The sequence below is a fragment of the Mesorhizobium qingshengii genome, assembly GCF_900103325.1.
GTDB classification, from domain to species: domain Bacteria; phylum Pseudomonadota; class Alphaproteobacteria; order Rhizobiales; family Rhizobiaceae; genus Mesorhizobium; species Mesorhizobium qingshengii.
Map to the genome: position 1 here is coordinate 204,558 of NZ_FMXM01000003.1, position 15,075 is coordinate 219,632.

General features: G+C 63.8%; 16 protein-coding genes. 8 read left to right on the forward strand and 8 right to left on the reverse strand.

What is annotated here, in order from left to right:
- The first annotated feature begins 87 nt into the window (after positions 1 to 87).
- Genes BLS48_RS04700 through BLS48_RS04710 form a run of 3 tightly spaced genes read left to right on the forward strand, consistent with a single transcriptional unit; the run spans position 88 to position 2,385 of the window.
- The gene (locus tag BLS48_RS04700; protein WP_091575843.1) at positions 88 to 561 is read left to right on the forward strand and encodes a CYTH domain-containing protein; all 474 of its coding nucleotides are present in this window, start codon (positions 88 to 90) and stop codon (positions 559 to 561) included.
- Complete coding sequence (locus BLS48_RS04705; RefSeq protein ID WP_091575844.1) at positions 558 to 1,496, forward strand: CHAD domain-containing protein; 939 nt, start codon at positions 558 to 560, stop codon at positions 1,494 to 1,496. The genes BLS48_RS04700 and BLS48_RS04705 overlap by 4 nt, the downstream gene beginning before the upstream one ends.
- 52 nt (positions 1,497 to 1,548) lie before the next feature.
- A complete protein-coding gene (locus BLS48_RS04710; RefSeq protein ID WP_091575845.1) occupies positions 1,549 to 2,385 on the forward strand; it encodes a C40 family peptidase in 837 nt (278 codons plus the stop codon).
- 71 nt (positions 2,386 to 2,456) lie between these two features.
- On the opposite strand, the gene BLS48_RS04715 is transcribed toward BLS48_RS04710, so the two are convergent.
- Entirely contained in the window at positions 2,457 to 3,254 is a 798-nt protein-coding gene (locus BLS48_RS04715) for a helix-turn-helix domain-containing protein (RefSeq protein ID WP_091575846.1), read from the reverse strand.
- A gap of 113 nt (positions 3,255 to 3,367) precedes the next feature.
- Between BLS48_RS04715 and BLS48_RS04720 the strand changes: the two genes are divergently transcribed.
- Together BLS48_RS04720 and BLS48_RS04725 are read left to right on the forward strand one after the other, a co-directional pair.
- Positions 3,368 to 4,225, forward strand: a complete 858-nt coding sequence (locus BLS48_RS04720) for an SMP-30/gluconolactonase/LRE family protein (protein ID WP_091575847.1) — start codon at positions 3,368 to 3,370, stop codon at positions 4,223 to 4,225.
- Positions 4,226 to 4,359: 134 nt separating this feature from the next.
- Complete coding sequence (locus BLS48_RS04725) at positions 4,360 to 5,286, forward strand: DMT family transporter (RefSeq protein ID WP_091575848.1); 927 nt, start codon at positions 4,360 to 4,362, stop codon at positions 5,284 to 5,286.
- Positions 5,287 to 5,665: 379 nt separating this feature from the next.
- Here the strand turns inward: BLS48_RS04725 and BLS48_RS04730 are convergent, their stop codons facing one another.
- Both BLS48_RS04730 and BLS48_RS04735 read right to left on the reverse strand, forming a co-directional pair.
- The gene (locus BLS48_RS04730) at positions 5,666 to 6,367 is read right to left on the reverse strand and encodes a phosphatase PAP2 family protein (protein WP_091575849.1); all 702 of its coding nucleotides are present in this window, start codon (positions 6,365 to 6,367) and stop codon (positions 5,666 to 5,668) included.
- A gap of 13 nt (positions 6,368 to 6,380) precedes the next feature.
- Positions 6,381 to 6,722, reverse strand: coding sequence for a hypothetical protein (locus BLS48_RS04735; RefSeq protein WP_091576210.1), 342 nt, complete (start codon positions 6,720 to 6,722; stop codon positions 6,381 to 6,383).
- A gap of 219 nt (positions 6,723 to 6,941) precedes the next feature.
- Here BLS48_RS04735 and BLS48_RS04740 point away from each other — a divergent pair, with 219 nt between their 5' ends.
- Both BLS48_RS04740 and BLS48_RS04745 read left to right on the forward strand, forming a co-directional pair.
- Entirely contained in the window at positions 6,942 to 8,933 is a 1,992-nt protein-coding gene (locus BLS48_RS04740) for a PhoX family protein (protein ID WP_091575850.1), read from the forward strand.
- A 145-nt stretch (positions 8,934 to 9,078) separates the two neighbouring features.
- The gene (locus BLS48_RS04745; protein ID WP_091575851.1) at positions 9,079 to 9,303 is read left to right on the forward strand and encodes a hypothetical protein; all 225 of its coding nucleotides are present in this window, start codon (positions 9,079 to 9,081) and stop codon (positions 9,301 to 9,303) included.
- Positions 9,304 to 9,323: 20 nt separating this feature from the next.
- Here the strand turns inward: BLS48_RS04745 and BLS48_RS04750 are convergent, their stop codons facing one another.
- The 3 genes from BLS48_RS04750 to BLS48_RS04760 form a co-directional block, all read right to left on the reverse strand.
- Positions 9,324 to 10,004, reverse strand: coding sequence for a GNAT family N-acetyltransferase (locus tag BLS48_RS04750; protein ID WP_091575852.1), 681 nt, complete (start codon positions 10,002 to 10,004; stop codon positions 9,324 to 9,326).
- Positions 10,001 to 10,492, reverse strand: coding sequence for a MarR family winged helix-turn-helix transcriptional regulator (locus BLS48_RS04755; RefSeq protein ID WP_091576211.1), 492 nt, complete (start codon positions 10,490 to 10,492; stop codon positions 10,001 to 10,003). The genes BLS48_RS04750 and BLS48_RS04755 overlap by 4 nt, the downstream gene beginning before the upstream one ends.
- A 157-nt stretch (positions 10,493 to 10,649) precedes the next feature.
- The gene (locus BLS48_RS04760; RefSeq protein ID WP_091575853.1) at positions 10,650 to 11,846 is read right to left on the reverse strand and encodes a flavin-containing monooxygenase; all 1,197 of its coding nucleotides are present in this window, start codon (positions 11,844 to 11,846) and stop codon (positions 10,650 to 10,652) included.
- Positions 11,847 to 12,201: 355 nt separating this feature from the next.
- Here BLS48_RS04760 and BLS48_RS04765 point away from each other — a divergent pair, with 355 nt between their 5' ends.
- Positions 12,202 to 13,239 carry a phosphatidylglycerol lysyltransferase domain-containing protein gene (locus BLS48_RS04765; RefSeq protein WP_091575854.1) on the forward strand — a complete coding sequence of 346 codons (1,038 nt, stop codon included), beginning with the start codon at positions 12,202 to 12,204 and terminating at the stop codon, positions 13,237 to 13,239.
- A 33-nt stretch (positions 13,240 to 13,272) separates the two neighbouring features.
- On the opposite strand, the gene BLS48_RS04770 is transcribed toward BLS48_RS04765, so the two are convergent.
- Together BLS48_RS04770 and BLS48_RS04775 are read right to left on the reverse strand one after the other, a co-directional pair.
- Entirely contained in the window at positions 13,273 to 14,034 is a 762-nt protein-coding gene (locus tag BLS48_RS04770; protein WP_091575855.1) for an ABC transporter permease, read from the reverse strand.
- Positions 14,031 to 14,957 carry an ABC transporter ATP-binding protein gene (locus BLS48_RS04775; RefSeq protein WP_091576212.1) on the reverse strand — a complete coding sequence of 309 codons (927 nt, stop codon included), beginning with the start codon at positions 14,955 to 14,957 and terminating at the stop codon, positions 14,031 to 14,033. Before BLS48_RS04775 ends, BLS48_RS04770 begins: the two co-directional genes overlap by 4 nt.
- Positions 14,958 to 15,075 lie beyond the last annotated feature (118 nt).

Sequence of the window (15,075 nt, forward strand, 5' to 3'; positions counted from 1 at the left end):
GATTAAAGTCAACCTGTATACGCGGCTGTCTTTACCATCGCCGGCGGCACTTGCCATCGCCGGCGGCAACCGCTTTAGTGCGCGGCCATGGGCAAGGAAGTCGAGCGCAAGTTCCTGGTCTCCAGCACCGCATGGCGGAACCTGGCGGAGGCGGATATCCGCATTCGCCAGTTCTATCTGGCCGCGGCACCCGGTCGAACCGTGCGCATCCGCATCAGCGATGGCGCCTCGGCCAAGCTGACGCTCAAATTCGGCAGCAGGGCGCGTGAGCGTGACGAATTCGAATATTCGATCCCCTTGGCGGAAGCCGAGGAGATGCTGGCCTTCGCCATCGGACGTGTCATCGAGAAGACACGCCACCATGTTAGGCATCGCGGCTATCTCTATGAAGTCGATGTCTTTGGCGGGCCGCTTGCGGGACTTGTGGTCGCCGAACTCGAGACGCCGGAAGACGTGCCGGACGAAATGCTGCCTGACTGGCTCGGCCGCGAGGTCACCGGCGAGTCAAAATTCTACAACGCGTCGCTCGCCCTCGGGGGGATACCGGAGATCGCCGCATGAGTTTTCGCATCGATCCGCGCCTGCCGCTGACCGGCGAGGTCAGGCGTATCCTAGCCGAGGAAATCGGCAAGGCGCTGGCTCATCTCGACGCCGCGTCCAGCCGGCCGGAACAGGCGCTGCACAAATGCCGCAGGCGACTGAAGAATGTGCGCGCGTTGTTGCGCCTCGTTCGTTCCGGAGACGAAACATTCTGCGATACAGAAAACCAGTGCTACCGCAACGTGGCGGGCCTGCTTGCCGGGCCACGCGAGGCGACGGCGCTGATCGAGACCATCGACCGGCTGGCGGCAAGCTTCCCCAAGGAGAGTGCCGGCGACGAGCTGGGCGTGGTGCGCGACAGGCTGGTCGCCCACCAGCAGGAACTGCATGAAGGCAGCGGGCTCGAAGCGGCGGTCGGCGCGGCAACCGCCGCTTGTGAAGACGGCTTGAAGCGGATCGAAAGCCTCACCCTGCCGGACCAGCCGGAACAGGCCGCCGACGTGCTTGCCGACGGCGCCCGCGCCACCTTGCGCCGTGCCAGGAAGGCGCTCGACAAGGCCGGGTCGCGCGGCGAAGCCAACGACTTCCACGATCTGCGCAAGGCGGCCAAGACGCACGGCATGCATCTGTCGCTGCTCGGCAGGCTGTGGCCGACCCCGATCAAGGCCCGGCGCAAGGCGGTCGACCAGCTGGGCGAGCGGCTGGGCGAGCTGCACGACGTGCTGGTGATGCGCGCGCTCCTCGACAGCGGTGAGCGGCCGCTCGGATCGCCCGAGGACAAGAAGCTTCTGGGCAAGCTTCTGAAACGGTCGGAGAAGAACCTCAAGAAGACCTGCCTAGCCGAGGCAACCGAGCTTTTCGGGGACAGTCCCAAGCGCTCGACACGAAAACTGGCCCGCAAGGCACGCCACGACCTGGCCCCGTCGCCGGAAGACGCGAGCGCGGCGGCCAGCTGACGGACGGTGCGGCTGGCGTCCAGCCGCCTGCATATGCTAATCGCCGTATGGCATGACCAAGCCCGGCGACACGCTTCTGGATCGACTTGGCCGCTGGCTTGCCGGCCGGCTGCAGGAAGAATCCTCCGGCTACGAACCTTACACGCCATCCGATGCCGAGACGCTGCGCCGCACGCTGGAGCTGGGCGACATCCTGCTGATCGAGGGCAACCAGAAGATCTCGGCGGCGATCAAGTACCTCACCCAGTCGACCTGGTCGCATGCGGCCTTCTATGTCAGCGATGCGTTGCCCGAGCCGGAGGACGGGTCGGAGCGGCCGCGCCTGATCGAGGTCACGCTCGGCGAAGGCTGCGTCGCCGTGCCGCTGTCGCGCTATCGCACCTACAACACCCGTATCTGCCGGGCGAACGGGCTGACACCGGAGGACCGCGACAAGGTCGTCGCCTTCATGATCGGCAAGCTCGGCCTCAAATACGACCTCAAGAACCTTTTCGACATGCTGCGCTATTTCCTGCCGACGCCGCCGGTGCCGGTGCGCTGGCGTCGCCGCATGCTGGCCTTCGGCTCCAGCGACCCGACCCGGGCGATCTGCTCGACGCTGATCGCCGAGGCCTATGGCCAGATCCGCTATCCGATCCTGCCCGGGATCACCCGCGCGCCCGGCCGCGCTTCGGCGCAGTCGAACTATTCGCGCAAGGAGATCCTGCACATCCGCCATCACTCGCTGTACACGCCGCGCGACTTCGACCTGTCGCCGTTTTTTCGCATCGTCAAGCCGACGCTGGAATATGGGTTCGACTACCGGACCGTGACGTGGGACGACAGGGTTGCCGACGCAAAGGCGGCTGAGAGCAGTTCACCGTTTCACGGAAACGGCAAACCGCTCTAACTCCTTGTTTTGACGCAATTCCCAAGGAAAAGCGCCGTGCGCTTTTCCTGGAATTGCTCTCGCAGGCTCAACTACGCCGGCATGGGTCTCCGTGCCTTGGCGGCCCGGTCGTTTGCTGTCGCGCCGGCGTCGCGCGGGTGGGGGCCGATCGGCATGATCGCCTCAAACGGCGTTGCACCAAACGCGAACGTCCATTTGTAGCCGGTGAGCCCGTCCTCCGGCGTGGTGTGCTGGTCATGATGGGCCAGCAGTTTGGCGCGATCGGCCAGATCCTCGGCCTCGCGTCGCACCATCTCCGCCGTTTCCGGCCGCATACGCCTGCTGAAGCTGACGAAGGTCGCCTCCTTGTCGATATGGGTGATGGCCCAGCCGACGAAGTTCTTGTTGGTCATCTCGAACAGCGGCCTCAGCGGCCCTTCGAAATTCCACTGGATCGGCGTCTCGATCAGCAATCTTGCCGACAACCCACGGCCGAGCGCGACCAGACCCAGTTCCTCCAGGTCGCGCAGGTACAGGAACATCGAAGCCTCGCTCAAGCCTTGCGAGCGCATGATGCCTTCGGGCGTGAATTTCTCCGACAGCATGACGAAGACGAACAGCAGCGCCGGCCGGCCGGCCAGCTTGCGCTCGATCTCCGGCGCGATGTGGTTGACCGGTCCCGGCCCGCGGTTCATCGAGCCGAGCACGTTTTCCAGCTCGACGGCGGCGGCGGCGCAGATTTCCATCAGCCGGTCGAGCTTGCAGTTGCGCTCGTGGAAGATACGCTTCACCGTCGGCTCGGAAACGCCCATGCGTTCGGCAAGTTCGCGATAGGTGACCCCCTTCGCCTTCAGCGTCCGTTTCAGCGCCTCGAAGATCAGGCCGTTCATGGGATGCACCTCTTGCCGGCAGTTTCGTATCGACTTTCGATACTAGCGGTAATCTGACTTTCGCAAAAGTATCGAAAATCATAGCTGTCCGCCGTCATCACAGGAGACCAGCCATGAACAGCTTCATCACCCCGGCCTTTCTCGCCATCGGCATGGCCACGGCGCCAGTCGCCCAGGCCGGCGAGCTGTGGCGCGCCACCGGCCTCGAACAACCGGAATCGGCGCTGTTCGACGCCGCCAACAACCGCATCATCGTCTCCAACATCGTCGGCAATCCCGGCGCCGCCGACGGCAATGGCTATCTGTCGGTGCTGTCCCTGGACGGCAAGACGGTCAGCCAGCACTGGGCCGACGGCATGGATGCGCCCAAGGGCATGGCGATATCGGGCGGCAAGCTCTATGTCGCCGACATCACCAAGGTTCGCGTCGTCGACCTCGCCAGCGGCAAGCTCGTCGCCAGCATCGCGGTGCCGAATGCCGTCTTCCTGAACGACATGACATCCGACCAATCCGGCAAGGTTTATGTCACCGACATGCTGGCCGATACGATCTACCGCATCGACGGCGACAAGCCGGAATTGTTCCTCAAGGACGCGATGCTGGCCTCGCCCAACGGCGTCTTCGCCGATGGCGACCGGCTGATCGTGGCGTCCTGGGGCAAGGGTATCAAGCCCGACTTCAGCACCGCCGAGCCGGGCGGGCTGCTGTCGGTCGATCTCGCCAGCAAGGTGGTTTCGCCATTGCCAGGGGCGGAAAAATTCGCCGATCTCGATGGCGTCGTCGCTCTTCGTAACAGCATCTATGCGACCGCCTACATGACCGGCACGCTCTACCGCTATCATGCTGGTGGCGCGCCGGAAGCGGTGGCGCATTTCAAGCCGGGCAGCGCCGACATCGGCACCGACGGCAAGTCGATCCTCTATGTGCCACTGATGAATGAGGGCGAAGTGGCGGCACTGAAGCTCGACTGAGAATGAGAGCAGTGCCTCCGGGTCGGCCCTTGAGACTCTCGCAAGGCGTCGCCCAAGGCATTGGACCTCCATATCGACGAGGCTGCCATCTGGTCCTGCCGTTCGCTCCGGGATATGCGGCTGCAATCCGTTGCATGAGTGAAGCCGTGAAGACACCCAGCCTGACCGGCGCCGTTTCCCCGATGATCCCGGTGCTTGTATGCGCGCTGGCGATCTTCCTGCTGTCCGGGATGGATGCGGCGATGAAGACCCTGGTTATCGCCGTGGGGGTCTACAACACGGTGCTGTGGCGCAGCATGGTCGCGACTGTCGTCGCGGGCGCGGCCTGGTCGGCGGGGCCGCGCTCAACGCCAACCCTTGCGGTGCTGAGGCTGCATGCGCTGCGCGCCGCGATTGTCGCCATGGTTCTCATTTGTTTCTTTTGGGGTCTGGCCAGGCTGCCGCTGGCGGTGGCGATCGGGCTCAGCTTCGTCGCGCCCTTGTTCGCCCTCTTCCTCGCCGCGCTGTTGCTGGGCGAACGCATCCGGCGGCAAGCGATCTGGGCATCGCTGGCCGGCATCGCCGGCGTCGCCATCATCTTGGCCGGTCAGTTCGGGCGGGCAAGCTATTCGCAGGATGCCCTGCTTGGCACAGTGGCGGTGCTCGTCTCGACGGTGTTCTACGGCTACAATCTGATCCTTGCCCGGCAACAGGCGCAGTTGGCCAAGCCGATCGAGATCATGCTGTTCCAGAACCTTTGCGTTGCCGTCATAATGGGTCTCGCGGCGCCCTGGCTCGCCGTCGCTTTGCCGGCTAATCTCTGGCTTCCTCTGGCCGGGGTGACGGTGCTGTCGCTAGCCGGGCAATTCCTGATGAGCTGGTCCTATGCGCGCGCCGAAGCGCAATATCTGATCCCGACGGAATACTCGGCCTTCATCTGGGCGATCGCGCTTGGCTGGTTCTTCTTCGACGAAGCGGCAGCCTGGACCACGCTGGCAGGAGCATGCCTGATCGTCGCCGGCTGCCTGATCGCCGCGCGCGCAAACCCGAGGCTTGCCGAGCCAATCGAGGCGACGGTTTAAGGAAGCATGTCTGACGCTGTACGCCGCTGGCTTGGAAGCTAGCCAAGAAGTTGCGCGCGGTGCCCATGAATACCTTGGAACCCAATCGGGTCGGGCCAGCTGATCCAGCCGGCGCAATTTCCAGGCGATTACACGCCACGGTCGATAACGCTGTGACGAGATGGCGGTGCGTGCGGCTGTCATGCTAGCCTGTTGCATTGTCGTCGTTTGCGCGTGAGCCCGACGGCGATCCCGATTCATCTCATCGACAAATCGAAGGAATAAGCCGTTGAAGATCCTGAAGGCTTTCATGACGCCGGCATGCGTGCTGTCAATGATCTTGCTGCTGGCAGGTTGCGGGCATGTCATCAACAGGATGATCTGACGCCGAGCTTGCCGGTCAGGCGTCGTCGTCCACCACCTTGCGTCGCTGCAGAAGCCGCGCCACCAACCAGCACAGCATCGCCCAGGCGAAGCCAGCGCACCAGCCGGCCAGCACATCCGACGGCCAGTGGACACCGAGATAGATGCGGCTGACGCCAACCAGCAGCGTCGTCAGCACCGCCAGCGACAACACATAGACCTTGGTTGTCCGGCCTGGCAGGAAGCGAGCCGCCAGGGAGCCGAGTGTCAGATAGGTCACCGCCGACAGCATGGCGTGGCCGCTCGGAAAGGACAGCGAGGTCTCGGTGACCAGATGCGAGACGAGTTCGGGTCGTGGCCGGTCGACGCCGACTTTCAGCAGGCTCGACAGCGCCTGGCCGCCCGCCACCGCTACGAAGATGAGAAACGCCGTTGCCGGGCGGCGGATCAACAGCAGGTAGATGATTGTCGCTGCCGTGATCAGCACCAGCACGCTGACGCTGCCGAGGCTGGTGATGTCGCGCATCGCGCCCTCCAGCCATGGAGCACCGATCGGGACACCCGGCTGACCGGCCTGACGGAAGGCAAGCAGGATTTCGGTGTCGAAGGCGTGCGGCGTGGTGGCCCGCGCCACCTCCATCAATTCCTCGAATCCCCACAGGCCGCCGGCGATGACCAGGCCGGCGAGCAGCACCGGGAATTCGAGCCGGTTGAGCAGAGCGTTCGCAGCGTTCTTCATCAGTTATCCGCCGTTACAACCGCGCTTGCAGATAGGGCCCGAGCGTGATCAGCGCCACGGCGGCGACCGCCAGCACGATGCCGGTTGCCTGCAGCACGTTGACGCGCTCGCCGAAGAACACCAGCGCCACGACATTCACCGAGACCAGCTGGATGACGGCTGACAGGCTGAACGACACCGACATGCCGAACTCGCGGATCAGCCTCAGCATGATCAGATTGCCCAGCGAATAGAGCGCGAGTGTCAGCAGGATCTTGCCCAGGCTTGGCGCCAGTCCCCATTGCTTGGCGGCGGTCGCCGCCAGCAGGAAGATCACCGTCGAAAAGCCGAGCTGCAGCAATCCCGAAAAACTCACGCCCTGTCCCCTCTCGAAGCGGCGCGCGCCGCGTGCGTCGCAGACCTTGTTTCCGAAGCGCGCGGGCACGTCAAGCGGACCTCTTGCCCGGACGGCGGATCGCGGATTGCCGTGGGCGGCTGAAAGTGGCGGCCGGTGTCACGAAAATGTGATCGGCCGGCTATAAGGGATCAAACTCGTATCCCGCTCCAGCCACTCCAATAGCCAGAGGCTAGCCCCATGACTGATCATCGCTCCCCCGACACCCGATTCGCCACCAGCCGGCTCGAGGAAAACGAAGGACCGGCCACCAACCCCACCGACAACCGCACCATGGGCGAAATCATCGCCGCGCGATTCTCGCGCCGTGGTTTCCTGAAGGGTTCGCTGGCCGTCTCGGCGATCGCCGCCACCGTCAGCCCGCTGGCTCTGGTCAGCGCCGACGAGGCGCGCGCCGCGGAAGGCTCCGCCTTCTCGTTCGACGAGCTCGAGGCTGGCATCGACGACAAGCACCATGTCGCGCCGGGCTATGATGCCGATGTGCTGTTGCGCTGGGGCGATCCGCTGTTTGCCGATTCGCCGGAATTCGATCCGACGAAACAGTCGGCGCAGGCCCAGGCAAAACAGTTCGGCTACAACAACGACTATGTCGGCTATATGCCGATCGACGGTTCGGCCGAACACGGCCTACTGGTGGTCAATCACGAATACACCAATCCGCATCTGATGTTTCCGGGCCTCGTCACCATCGCCGACGGCAAGGCCAAGCAGGCGCCGCTCAGCAAGGAACAGGTCGATGTCGAGATGGCGGCACACGGCGGCACCATCGTCGAGATCCGCAAGCAAGCCGGCAAATGGCAGGTGGTGCGCGACGGCAAGCTCAACCGCCGCATCACCGCCAACACCGAAATGGCGCTGTCCGGCCCGGTCGCCGGCCATGACCGCGTCAAGACCAATGCCGATCCGTCCGGCACCAAGGTGTTCGGCACCATCAACAATTGCGCCGGCGGCGTTACGCCCTGGGGCACCTATGTGATGTCCGAGGAGAACATCCACGGCTATTTCTCAGGCGAACTGCCCGAGGGCCACAAGGAAGCCGCCAACTACAAGCGCCTCGGCATCCCCGAAGGCGCCTATGAATGGGCGGCGCATTACGACCGCTTCGACCTCGCCAAGGAACCGAACGAGCCCAATCGCTTCGGCTGGATCGTCGAGGTCGACGTCAACGATCCGACCTCGACGCCGAGGAAGCGCACCGCCATGGGCCGTTTCAAGCATGAGGGCGCCGAATCGATCGTCGCCAGGGATGGCCGCGTCGTCTTCTATCTCGGCGACGACGAGCGCTTCGACTATGTCTACAAGTTCGTCACCGCCGGCCGGTTCAATGCCAGCGACCACGCCGCCAACAAGGACCTGCTCGACGACGGCACGCTGCATGTCGCCAAATTCGCCGATGACGGTTCGGTGGAATGGCTGCCGATCGTCTTCGGCCAAGGCCCGCTGACCGCCGAGAACGGTTTTGCCAGCCAGGCCGACGTGCTGATCGAGACGCGGCGCGCGGCCGACCTGCTCGGCGCCACCAAGATGGACCGCCCCGAAGACATCCAGCCCAATGCCGTCAACGGCAAGGTCTATGTCATGCTGACCAACAATTCGAAGCGCAAGGCCGACCAGGTCGATGCCGCCAATCCGCGCGCCGCGAACGCCTTCGGTCACATCATCGAGATATCGGAGGACGGCGGCGATTTCACCTCTGCGAAGGGCAAGTGGGAGGTGCTGCTGAAATGCGGCGATCCGGCGGTTGCCGAGGTCGGCGCCACCTTCTCGACGGCAACGACGGCCAATGGCTGGTTCGGCATGCCCGACAATTGCGCGGTCGATTCGGCCGGCCGCCTGTGGGTCGCCACCGATGGCCAGGGCCCGAAGGCCACCGGCCGCACCGACGGCCTGTGGGCGGTCGACACCGAAGGAGCGGCCCGGGCCACCTCAAAACTGTTCTTCCGCGTGCCGATCGGCGCCGAAATGTGCGGCCCGCTGTTTACGCCTGATGATCAGACCGCCTTCGTCGCGGTCCAGCATCCGGGCGACGGCGGCGAGGACTGGGAGGCGTTCGGCCGCCCGTCCTACTATGAGGACCTGTCGACCCGCTGGCCCGACTTCAGGCCCGACATGCCGGTGCGGCCGGCGGTCGTTGCGATCACCAAACAGGGCGGTGGCAAGATCGCGGTCTGACACGAACCCTTTTTTCAATTTTCAATTTGAAGAGGGGACTTCGGTGATCCGGAGTCCCCTCCTTTTTGCACGAGATCATTCAAGCCTCGGGAAAGATTGGCAATTTACACGTGGCGCCCTAGGTCATGACCAGGAGACCCACACCATGCCGAAGTCCGTCTATGACCGTGGCCTGCTCAAGCCTGGCGAGATCGCCAGGCTGCAGCGCGTCTTCGACGAGGCCTGCCGACAGCGCGAAGCGCATCCCGATTCGGCCGAGGCCCGCGAGATCGCCCTTAACCTGCTCGCCCTGCACAATGCCGGCATGGTCGAGGAGGACATGCTGATGGAAGCAGTCGGTTTCCGCCGGCTCGAGCCGAAGTCGGCATGACCCACGAGCCGGCGGCGGCCCTACTCCGCGCGCTGAACCACGGCAACGTTCATTGCGCTTCTCAATCGGAAGCCGATGGACTCGTATAATTTGATGGCAGCAGCGTTTGTGGCATAGGCGTGAAGATAGGGTATCTCGCCGCGCGCCATGATCTGGTTTGCCACGAACAGGGACAGCAGCCGGCCCAGGCCGCCGCCGCGAAACTCCGGATGCGAGCACACGCCGCTGAGTTCGGTATAGCCAGGCTGCTTCATGCGCTCGCCGGCCATCGCCACCAGCCGGCCCTCGATTTTTACACCCCAGAACTCGCCGAGGCTCAATGCCCCGAGCGTGAACGGGCCAGGCCTGGTGAGCGACGCCAGGGCCAGCATCTCGGCTGCATCGTCTTGCGTCAGGGGCTGCACGCGCTCATCCGACACGGTCCGCAGTGGCGCCTCGGCAACCATCTGGACGCCGAAGGCGGTCGAGATCGCCGATAGCCCAGCAGGAAGAGCAATGGCGTCCGCCTGAAGCATGATCACGCTCTCGTTTGGGGGAACAAGCTTCGCGAGCGCCTGGAGGCTTTCCGCGTCGTCCGTGGCGGTGGCCGCGAAGGGAACGATCGACGATGGATAGCGCCTGGCGAGCTTGTCCCCTTGCGCGAAGGCCTGATGGCGCGTGTCCAGCGCGCTCCAGACGGGACGATCGAGCACGTGCCTCATTGCGCTGCGCCCTTGCTCATTTTTACACGACGATCGAGCGGGGCCGCGACCAGACCGTCCTCGATGGCGGCCAGTTGATCGAGCAGCGGCCCGGAAAGGCCCCGGCACAAATCCGCGACGGCGCCCTCGATACGCGGCCAGACGTCTCGCTTTGCAACATCGACAAGGCCCTGACCGCTCTTGGTCAGGGAGACCATCCTGCGCCGCTGGTCGCCGTCCGATTGCGTGACCTCGACCAGTCCCAGATCGGCCAGGAGCGATACGCTTCGCGTCACGCCTGGCTGCGTGATGCCGAGAGATTGCGCCAGCTCGCCGACAGGCAGCGGCCCCAGCCTGTCGAGCGCGGCCAGGAGAGGGTACTGGCTGGACTGAACCGGAACATCCAGGCAATCGAGCAGACGCTGCGTATCGGCCTGCAATTGCTCGCCGATCCGCTTCAACCTGCTGCCCAGGCACAGGAAACCAAGAGATCGCAGGACGTCTTCCATCATTCTCTCGCTCGCTGTTAAACCATAACATGTTATATAACAAGGCAAGAAATAGGTCAATCCATGCTATTCGGGCGTGCATCGATCCCTATGCCGCAAGCGGATTCCCGAACCGACCGGGGTGCGCACCGCCGGTTCCCGGCGCATCGAACCTAAATCAGCGTGAAGCGCCGGCTTGGCGGGAGACGCCCGCGGAACTGGCAATCCGCTTGGCGATCGCTTTTGCCATGATGACGGAATTGGCGAAGCAGCCGCGGATGCTTGGCCGCATGCCGGTGAACCAGAGGCCGGGCAATTTCGGATCGCTGTCGCCGCCATTGAAAAGCGGAAAGCCCTTGCCGTCGAGCACCCCCAGCTTGCCGACCATGGGCTCCAGTCCAGTGCGGTAGCCTGTCGCGGCAATGACGATATCGGGAGCGACCAGGTTGCCATTGGCCAGTATCACGCCGTCGCGGGTGAATTCCCGTATTGCCGGCACCACGACGATCCGGCCCGACTTGATGGCGTTGACGGCGCCATCGTCGGCGGCGATCGCCGTGTAGTCCGAGGCCAGGCGCGATACGCCGCCGGAAGGCGCGGGCGGCATGCCGAATTTGGTCAGGTCGCCGAAAGCCAGGCGCTGCGTCGCCGCGATCACCGCATCGGCGAGGCGCAAGGGCAAGCGCGCCATGAGCGGCGAGAGCCGGTGCACGGCGATCTTGCCGATCCGCTTGGGCAGAAGGGCAGGGCCGTTGCGGGCCGACAGCCAGACCGCGGCCGTGTCCACAGTTGCCAGATGATTGAGCGCGTCGAAGCCCGAATTGCCGGCGCCGACCACCAGCACCTTTTTACCCGCATAGTCCTTCGCGTCACCAAAATCCGCCGAATGGATGATCCGGCCGGCGAAATCCTTCATTCCTTTCCATTCGGGAACGAAGGGCTGCCTGTCACGCCCGGTGGCGATGACGACATGGTGGGCCAGGCGCGGTCCGGCGCTGGTCAGCACGGCCCAATGATCGCCCTTGAACGCGATCTCTTCGACAGCGACGCCGAACTGCACCGGCAGCCCATGCATCTCGCTGAACTCATTGAGATGGCGGATGACAAGGGTGCGGGGCGGAAAGGCCGGCGTGCCGGCGGGGAAGCTGACGCCGGGTAGCGAAGAGAGGTCGCGATGGGTGTTGAGGTGCAGGTTGAGGTGCCGCCGGTGCCAGGGCTCGGCCAGCCGGCTTTCCTTCTCCAGGATCGCCGCAGGCACGCCGGCCTTGATCAACGCATGCGCGGCGGCCAGTCCGGCGGCGCCGGCGCCAATGACGATTGCCGGCTCGACTGCCACCGGCTGGTGCGCCACCGGTTTGATTGTCGTGTCAGCCATTGTCTCTCGAACCCTCATTCGACCCTTCCAGCGCCACACCTCCGCCGTGGAAGCGCAAGGCACGCCGCGTCGTTCTGATACTGCGCATGATCCTTATCGCGAATCGCCAGCGATTCTCGAGCCGTGCGCCGGCCGCGGTTGCGTCCTATATGGCACATACGCCACATCGGCGGTAATCAGGTCGCGGCAATGTGATTGATTCGAGGTCCGGGGGCTTGGCGGATCTTCTGTCACAGCGCGGGAACTCGAAACTCGCAGTCGGTTTTCGAGTTCACGGGCGAAATCAAAGCGCCACGGCGTGTCTTGCGTGTCCACAAGATGCGCGGCGCTGTAGACGGTACGCGGAATCTCGACCATGCCCTCCTTGCGGATCTATTTCGACAAAATTCTCGAGGGCGCCGCGCCCAAGGTCCCGCGGCAGGACCTGACGCATGTCGAGCGCCTGGCGCTGGTCCGCCGCCATGGCGATTTCTCGCTCGCCTATTCCACCGCAGTGCAAGGCAAGCTTTCTTATTTCGGCGATGCCGACGGCTACATCGCCTTCGGCACCAAGATGAGGCATCATTTCGCGCTCGGCGATCCGGTGACGGCTCCGGCCCATCGGCCCGACTACATCAGGCGCTTCGTCGAGACCGCCGGCAGCCCCTGGTTCGTTCAGATCGGCGAGCCGACCGCGCGCGTGCTGGCCAGGCTCGGCTACAAGGTCAATCGGCTCGGCATCGACACCCGCCTGAGCCTGCCCGACCATGATTTTTCCGGAAAGCGGAACGAAACCGTGCGCTACTCCGAGCGCTGGCTGTTGAAGAAGGGTTTTTCGTTCGACGAGGACAAGCGGACGATCTTTCTCGACGAGATCGCCCGGCTTTCCGAAAACTGGCGCGGCGACCGCATCGTCAAACGCTGGGAGATGGGCTTTCTCAACCGCCCGTTTGCCGACCATCTCGGCATCGACATGCGCCGTTTCGTGCTGCACGGCCCCGATGGCGAGCTCGTCGCCCTGCTCGACTTCGATCCGCTGTTTCGAGACGGCAAGGTCATCGGCTACACCACGGCCTTCAAGCGAAAGCATATCAATGCCTCGCCGCATGCCGAGATCGGCCTGACCAAATTCGCCGTCGACCGTTTTCGCGAGCAAGGCATGTCGGTGGTCACGCTCGGCCTGTCGCCGATGCTCGATATCGGGCCAAGCGGATTCGCCGAAAGCGATTTCTGGCGCAACACCTTCCAGCGCGCCTACGAATCGCCATGGGTCAACCGCCGCAGGTTCAACCTGCAAGGCCAGGCGGCGTTCAAGCGCCGCTTCCATGGCACCGAGGAGCCGACCTATATCGCCTTCCGCAAAGGAACATATGTCGAGATGCTGGGACTGCTGCGGCTGGTCAAGGCCATTTGAAATTCTGCGGGAGCTGGGCTTTGCGAAGCCGCGTCAGTTTCTCAGCCGGTAGCCGGTCCTGAAGATCCAGGCGACGATCGTTATGCAGACCAGCAGGAAGACGACGGTCATGCCGAGGCTGACGCCGACCGAGACGTCGGACTTGCCATAGAAGCTCCAGCGGAAGCCGCTGATCAGGTAGACGACCGGATTGAACAGCGTCACTGTGCGCCAGATGCCGGGCAGCATGTTGATCGAATAGAAACTGCCGCCGAGGAAGGTCAGCGGCGTGATGATCAGCAGCGGCACCAGTTGCAGCTGTTCGAAACTCTTCGCCCAGATGCCGATGATGAAGCCGAACAGGCTGAAGGTCACCGCCGTCAACACCAGGAAGACGACCATCCAGAATGGATGCTGGATGGAAAGCGGCACGAACAGCGAGGCGGTGGCCAGGATGATCAGGCCGAGGATGATCGACTTGGTCGCCGCGCCGCCGACATAGGCGATGACGATCTCCAGATAGGAGACCGGCGCCGACAGCAACTCGTAGATCGAGCCGACGAATTTCGGGAAGTAGATGGCGAAGGAGGCGTTGGAGATCGACTGCGTCAGCAGTGACAGCATGATCAGCCCCGGCACGATGAAGGCGCCGTAGCTGATGCCGTCGATCTCGGTGATGCGCGAGCCGATGGCCGAGCCGAAGACGACAAAATACAGCGATGTCGAGATGACAGGCGAGACGATGCTCTGCAGCACGGTGCGAAAGGCACGCGCCATTTCCATCCGGTAGATCGCCCAGACCGCGCGCAGGTTCATGGCTCTCTCCTCACCAGATTGACGAAGATCTCCTCGAGCGAGCTGTTTTGCGTGTCGATGTCGCGGAACTGGATGCCCCCAGCCTCGAGATCGCGGATCAGCGAGGCGACGCCCGGCCGCTCGGCCTGGTTGTCATAGGTATAGGTCAGCTGCCCGCCGTCAGGCGACAGCTCCAGTGCGTAGCGCGAGAAGGCCTCGGGAATGGCCGTCAGCGGGCTGCGCAGCTCCAACACCAGCCGCTTGCGGCCAAGCTTGCGCATCAGTTCGGCCTTGTTCTCGACCAGGATGATCTCGCCGCGATTGATGACGCCGACGCGGTCGGCCATCGCCTCGGCCTCTTCGATATAGTGGGTGGTGAGGATGATGGTGACGCCGTCCTCGCGCAGGCGCCGCACCATCGCCCACATGTCCTGGCGCAACTCGACGTCGACGCCGGCGGTCGGTTCGTCGAGGAACAGGATGCGCGGCTCGTGCGACAGCGCCTTGGCGATCATCAGCCGCCGCTTCATGCCGCCCGACAGGGTGATCGCCTTGGCGTCCTTCTTGTCCCACAGCGAAAGATCGCGCAGCACCTTCTCGACGAAGGCATGGTTAGCCGGCTTGCCGAACAGGCCACGGCTGTAGTTGACCGTCGCCCAGACGGTCTCGAAAGCGTCGATGGTCAGTTCCTGCGGCACCAGGCCGATCAGGCCGCGCGCGGCGCGGTAGTCCTTGTTGATGTCATGGCCGTCGACCGTGACGGTGCCCGACGAGCGGTTGACTATGCCGCATACGATCGAGATCAGCGTCGTCTTGCCGGCGCCATTGGGACCGAGCAGCGCAAAGATCTCGCCGCGCTCGATATCGAGGTTGACTTCCTTGAGCGCCGTGAAGCCGGTTGCGTAGGTCTTGGAGACCCCGGAAATGGAGAGGATGGAGGGCATGATTGAAAACGGCTGCTTGAAAGAGGTGACCTGATATAGGCCGAATGTCGTTGCATGCAACCGCAAGTCAATGCCGCTGCTGACAGTTCTCGACAATCATCGCGAGTCCGCAGCCTAT

What these genes read in the sequence shown, in the direction of transcription:
- BLS48_RS04745 (WP_091575851.1), top strand. Translation starts at nt 9,079, where the DNA reads ATGCCGAAGTCCGTCTATGACCGTGGCCTGCTCAAGCCTGGCGAGATC.
- BLS48_RS04760 (WP_091575853.1), bottom strand. Translation starts at nt 11,846, where the DNA reads ATGGCTGACACGACAATCAAACCGGTGGCGCACCAGCCGGTGGCAGTC.
- BLS48_RS04750 (WP_091575852.1), bottom strand. Translation starts at nt 10,004, where the DNA reads ATGAGGCACGTGCTCGATCGTCCCGTCTGGAGCGCGCTGGACACGCGC.
- BLS48_RS04765 (WP_091575854.1), top strand. Translation starts at nt 12,202, where the DNA reads ATGCCCTCCTTGCGGATCTATTTCGACAAAATTCTCGAGGGCGCCGCG.
- BLS48_RS04770 (WP_091575855.1), bottom strand. Translation starts at nt 14,034, where the DNA reads ATGAACCTGCGCGCGGTCTGGGCGATCTACCGGATGGAAATGGCGCGT.
- BLS48_RS04710 (WP_091575845.1), top strand. Translation starts at nt 1,549, where the DNA reads ATGACCAAGCCCGGCGACACGCTTCTGGATCGACTTGGCCGCTGGCTT.
- BLS48_RS04700 (WP_091575843.1), top strand. Translation starts at nt 88, where the DNA reads ATGGGCAAGGAAGTCGAGCGCAAGTTCCTGGTCTCCAGCACCGCATGG.
- BLS48_RS04715 (WP_091575846.1), bottom strand. Translation starts at nt 3,254, where the DNA reads ATGAACGGCCTGATCTTCGAGGCGCTGAAACGGACGCTGAAGGCGAAG.
- BLS48_RS04755 (WP_091576211.1), bottom strand. Translation starts at nt 10,492, where the DNA reads ATGGAAGACGTCCTGCGATCTCTTGGTTTCCTGTGCCTGGGCAGCAGG.
- BLS48_RS04705 (WP_091575844.1), top strand. Translation starts at nt 558, where the DNA reads ATGAGTTTTCGCATCGATCCGCGCCTGCCGCTGACCGGCGAGGTCAGG.
- BLS48_RS04740 (WP_091575850.1), top strand. Translation starts at nt 6,942, where the DNA reads ATGACTGATCATCGCTCCCCCGACACCCGATTCGCCACCAGCCGGCTC.
- BLS48_RS04725 (WP_091575848.1), top strand. Translation starts at nt 4,360, where the DNA reads ATGAGTGAAGCCGTGAAGACACCCAGCCTGACCGGCGCCGTTTCCCCG.
- BLS48_RS04730 (WP_091575849.1), bottom strand. Translation starts at nt 6,367, where the DNA reads ATGAAGAACGCTGCGAACGCTCTGCTCAACCGGCTCGAATTCCCGGTG.
- BLS48_RS04720 (WP_091575847.1), top strand. Translation starts at nt 3,368, where the DNA reads ATGAACAGCTTCATCACCCCGGCCTTTCTCGCCATCGGCATGGCCACG.
- BLS48_RS04775 (WP_091576212.1), bottom strand. Translation starts at nt 14,957, where the DNA reads ATGCCCTCCATCCTCTCCATTTCCGGGGTCTCCAAGACCTACGCAACC.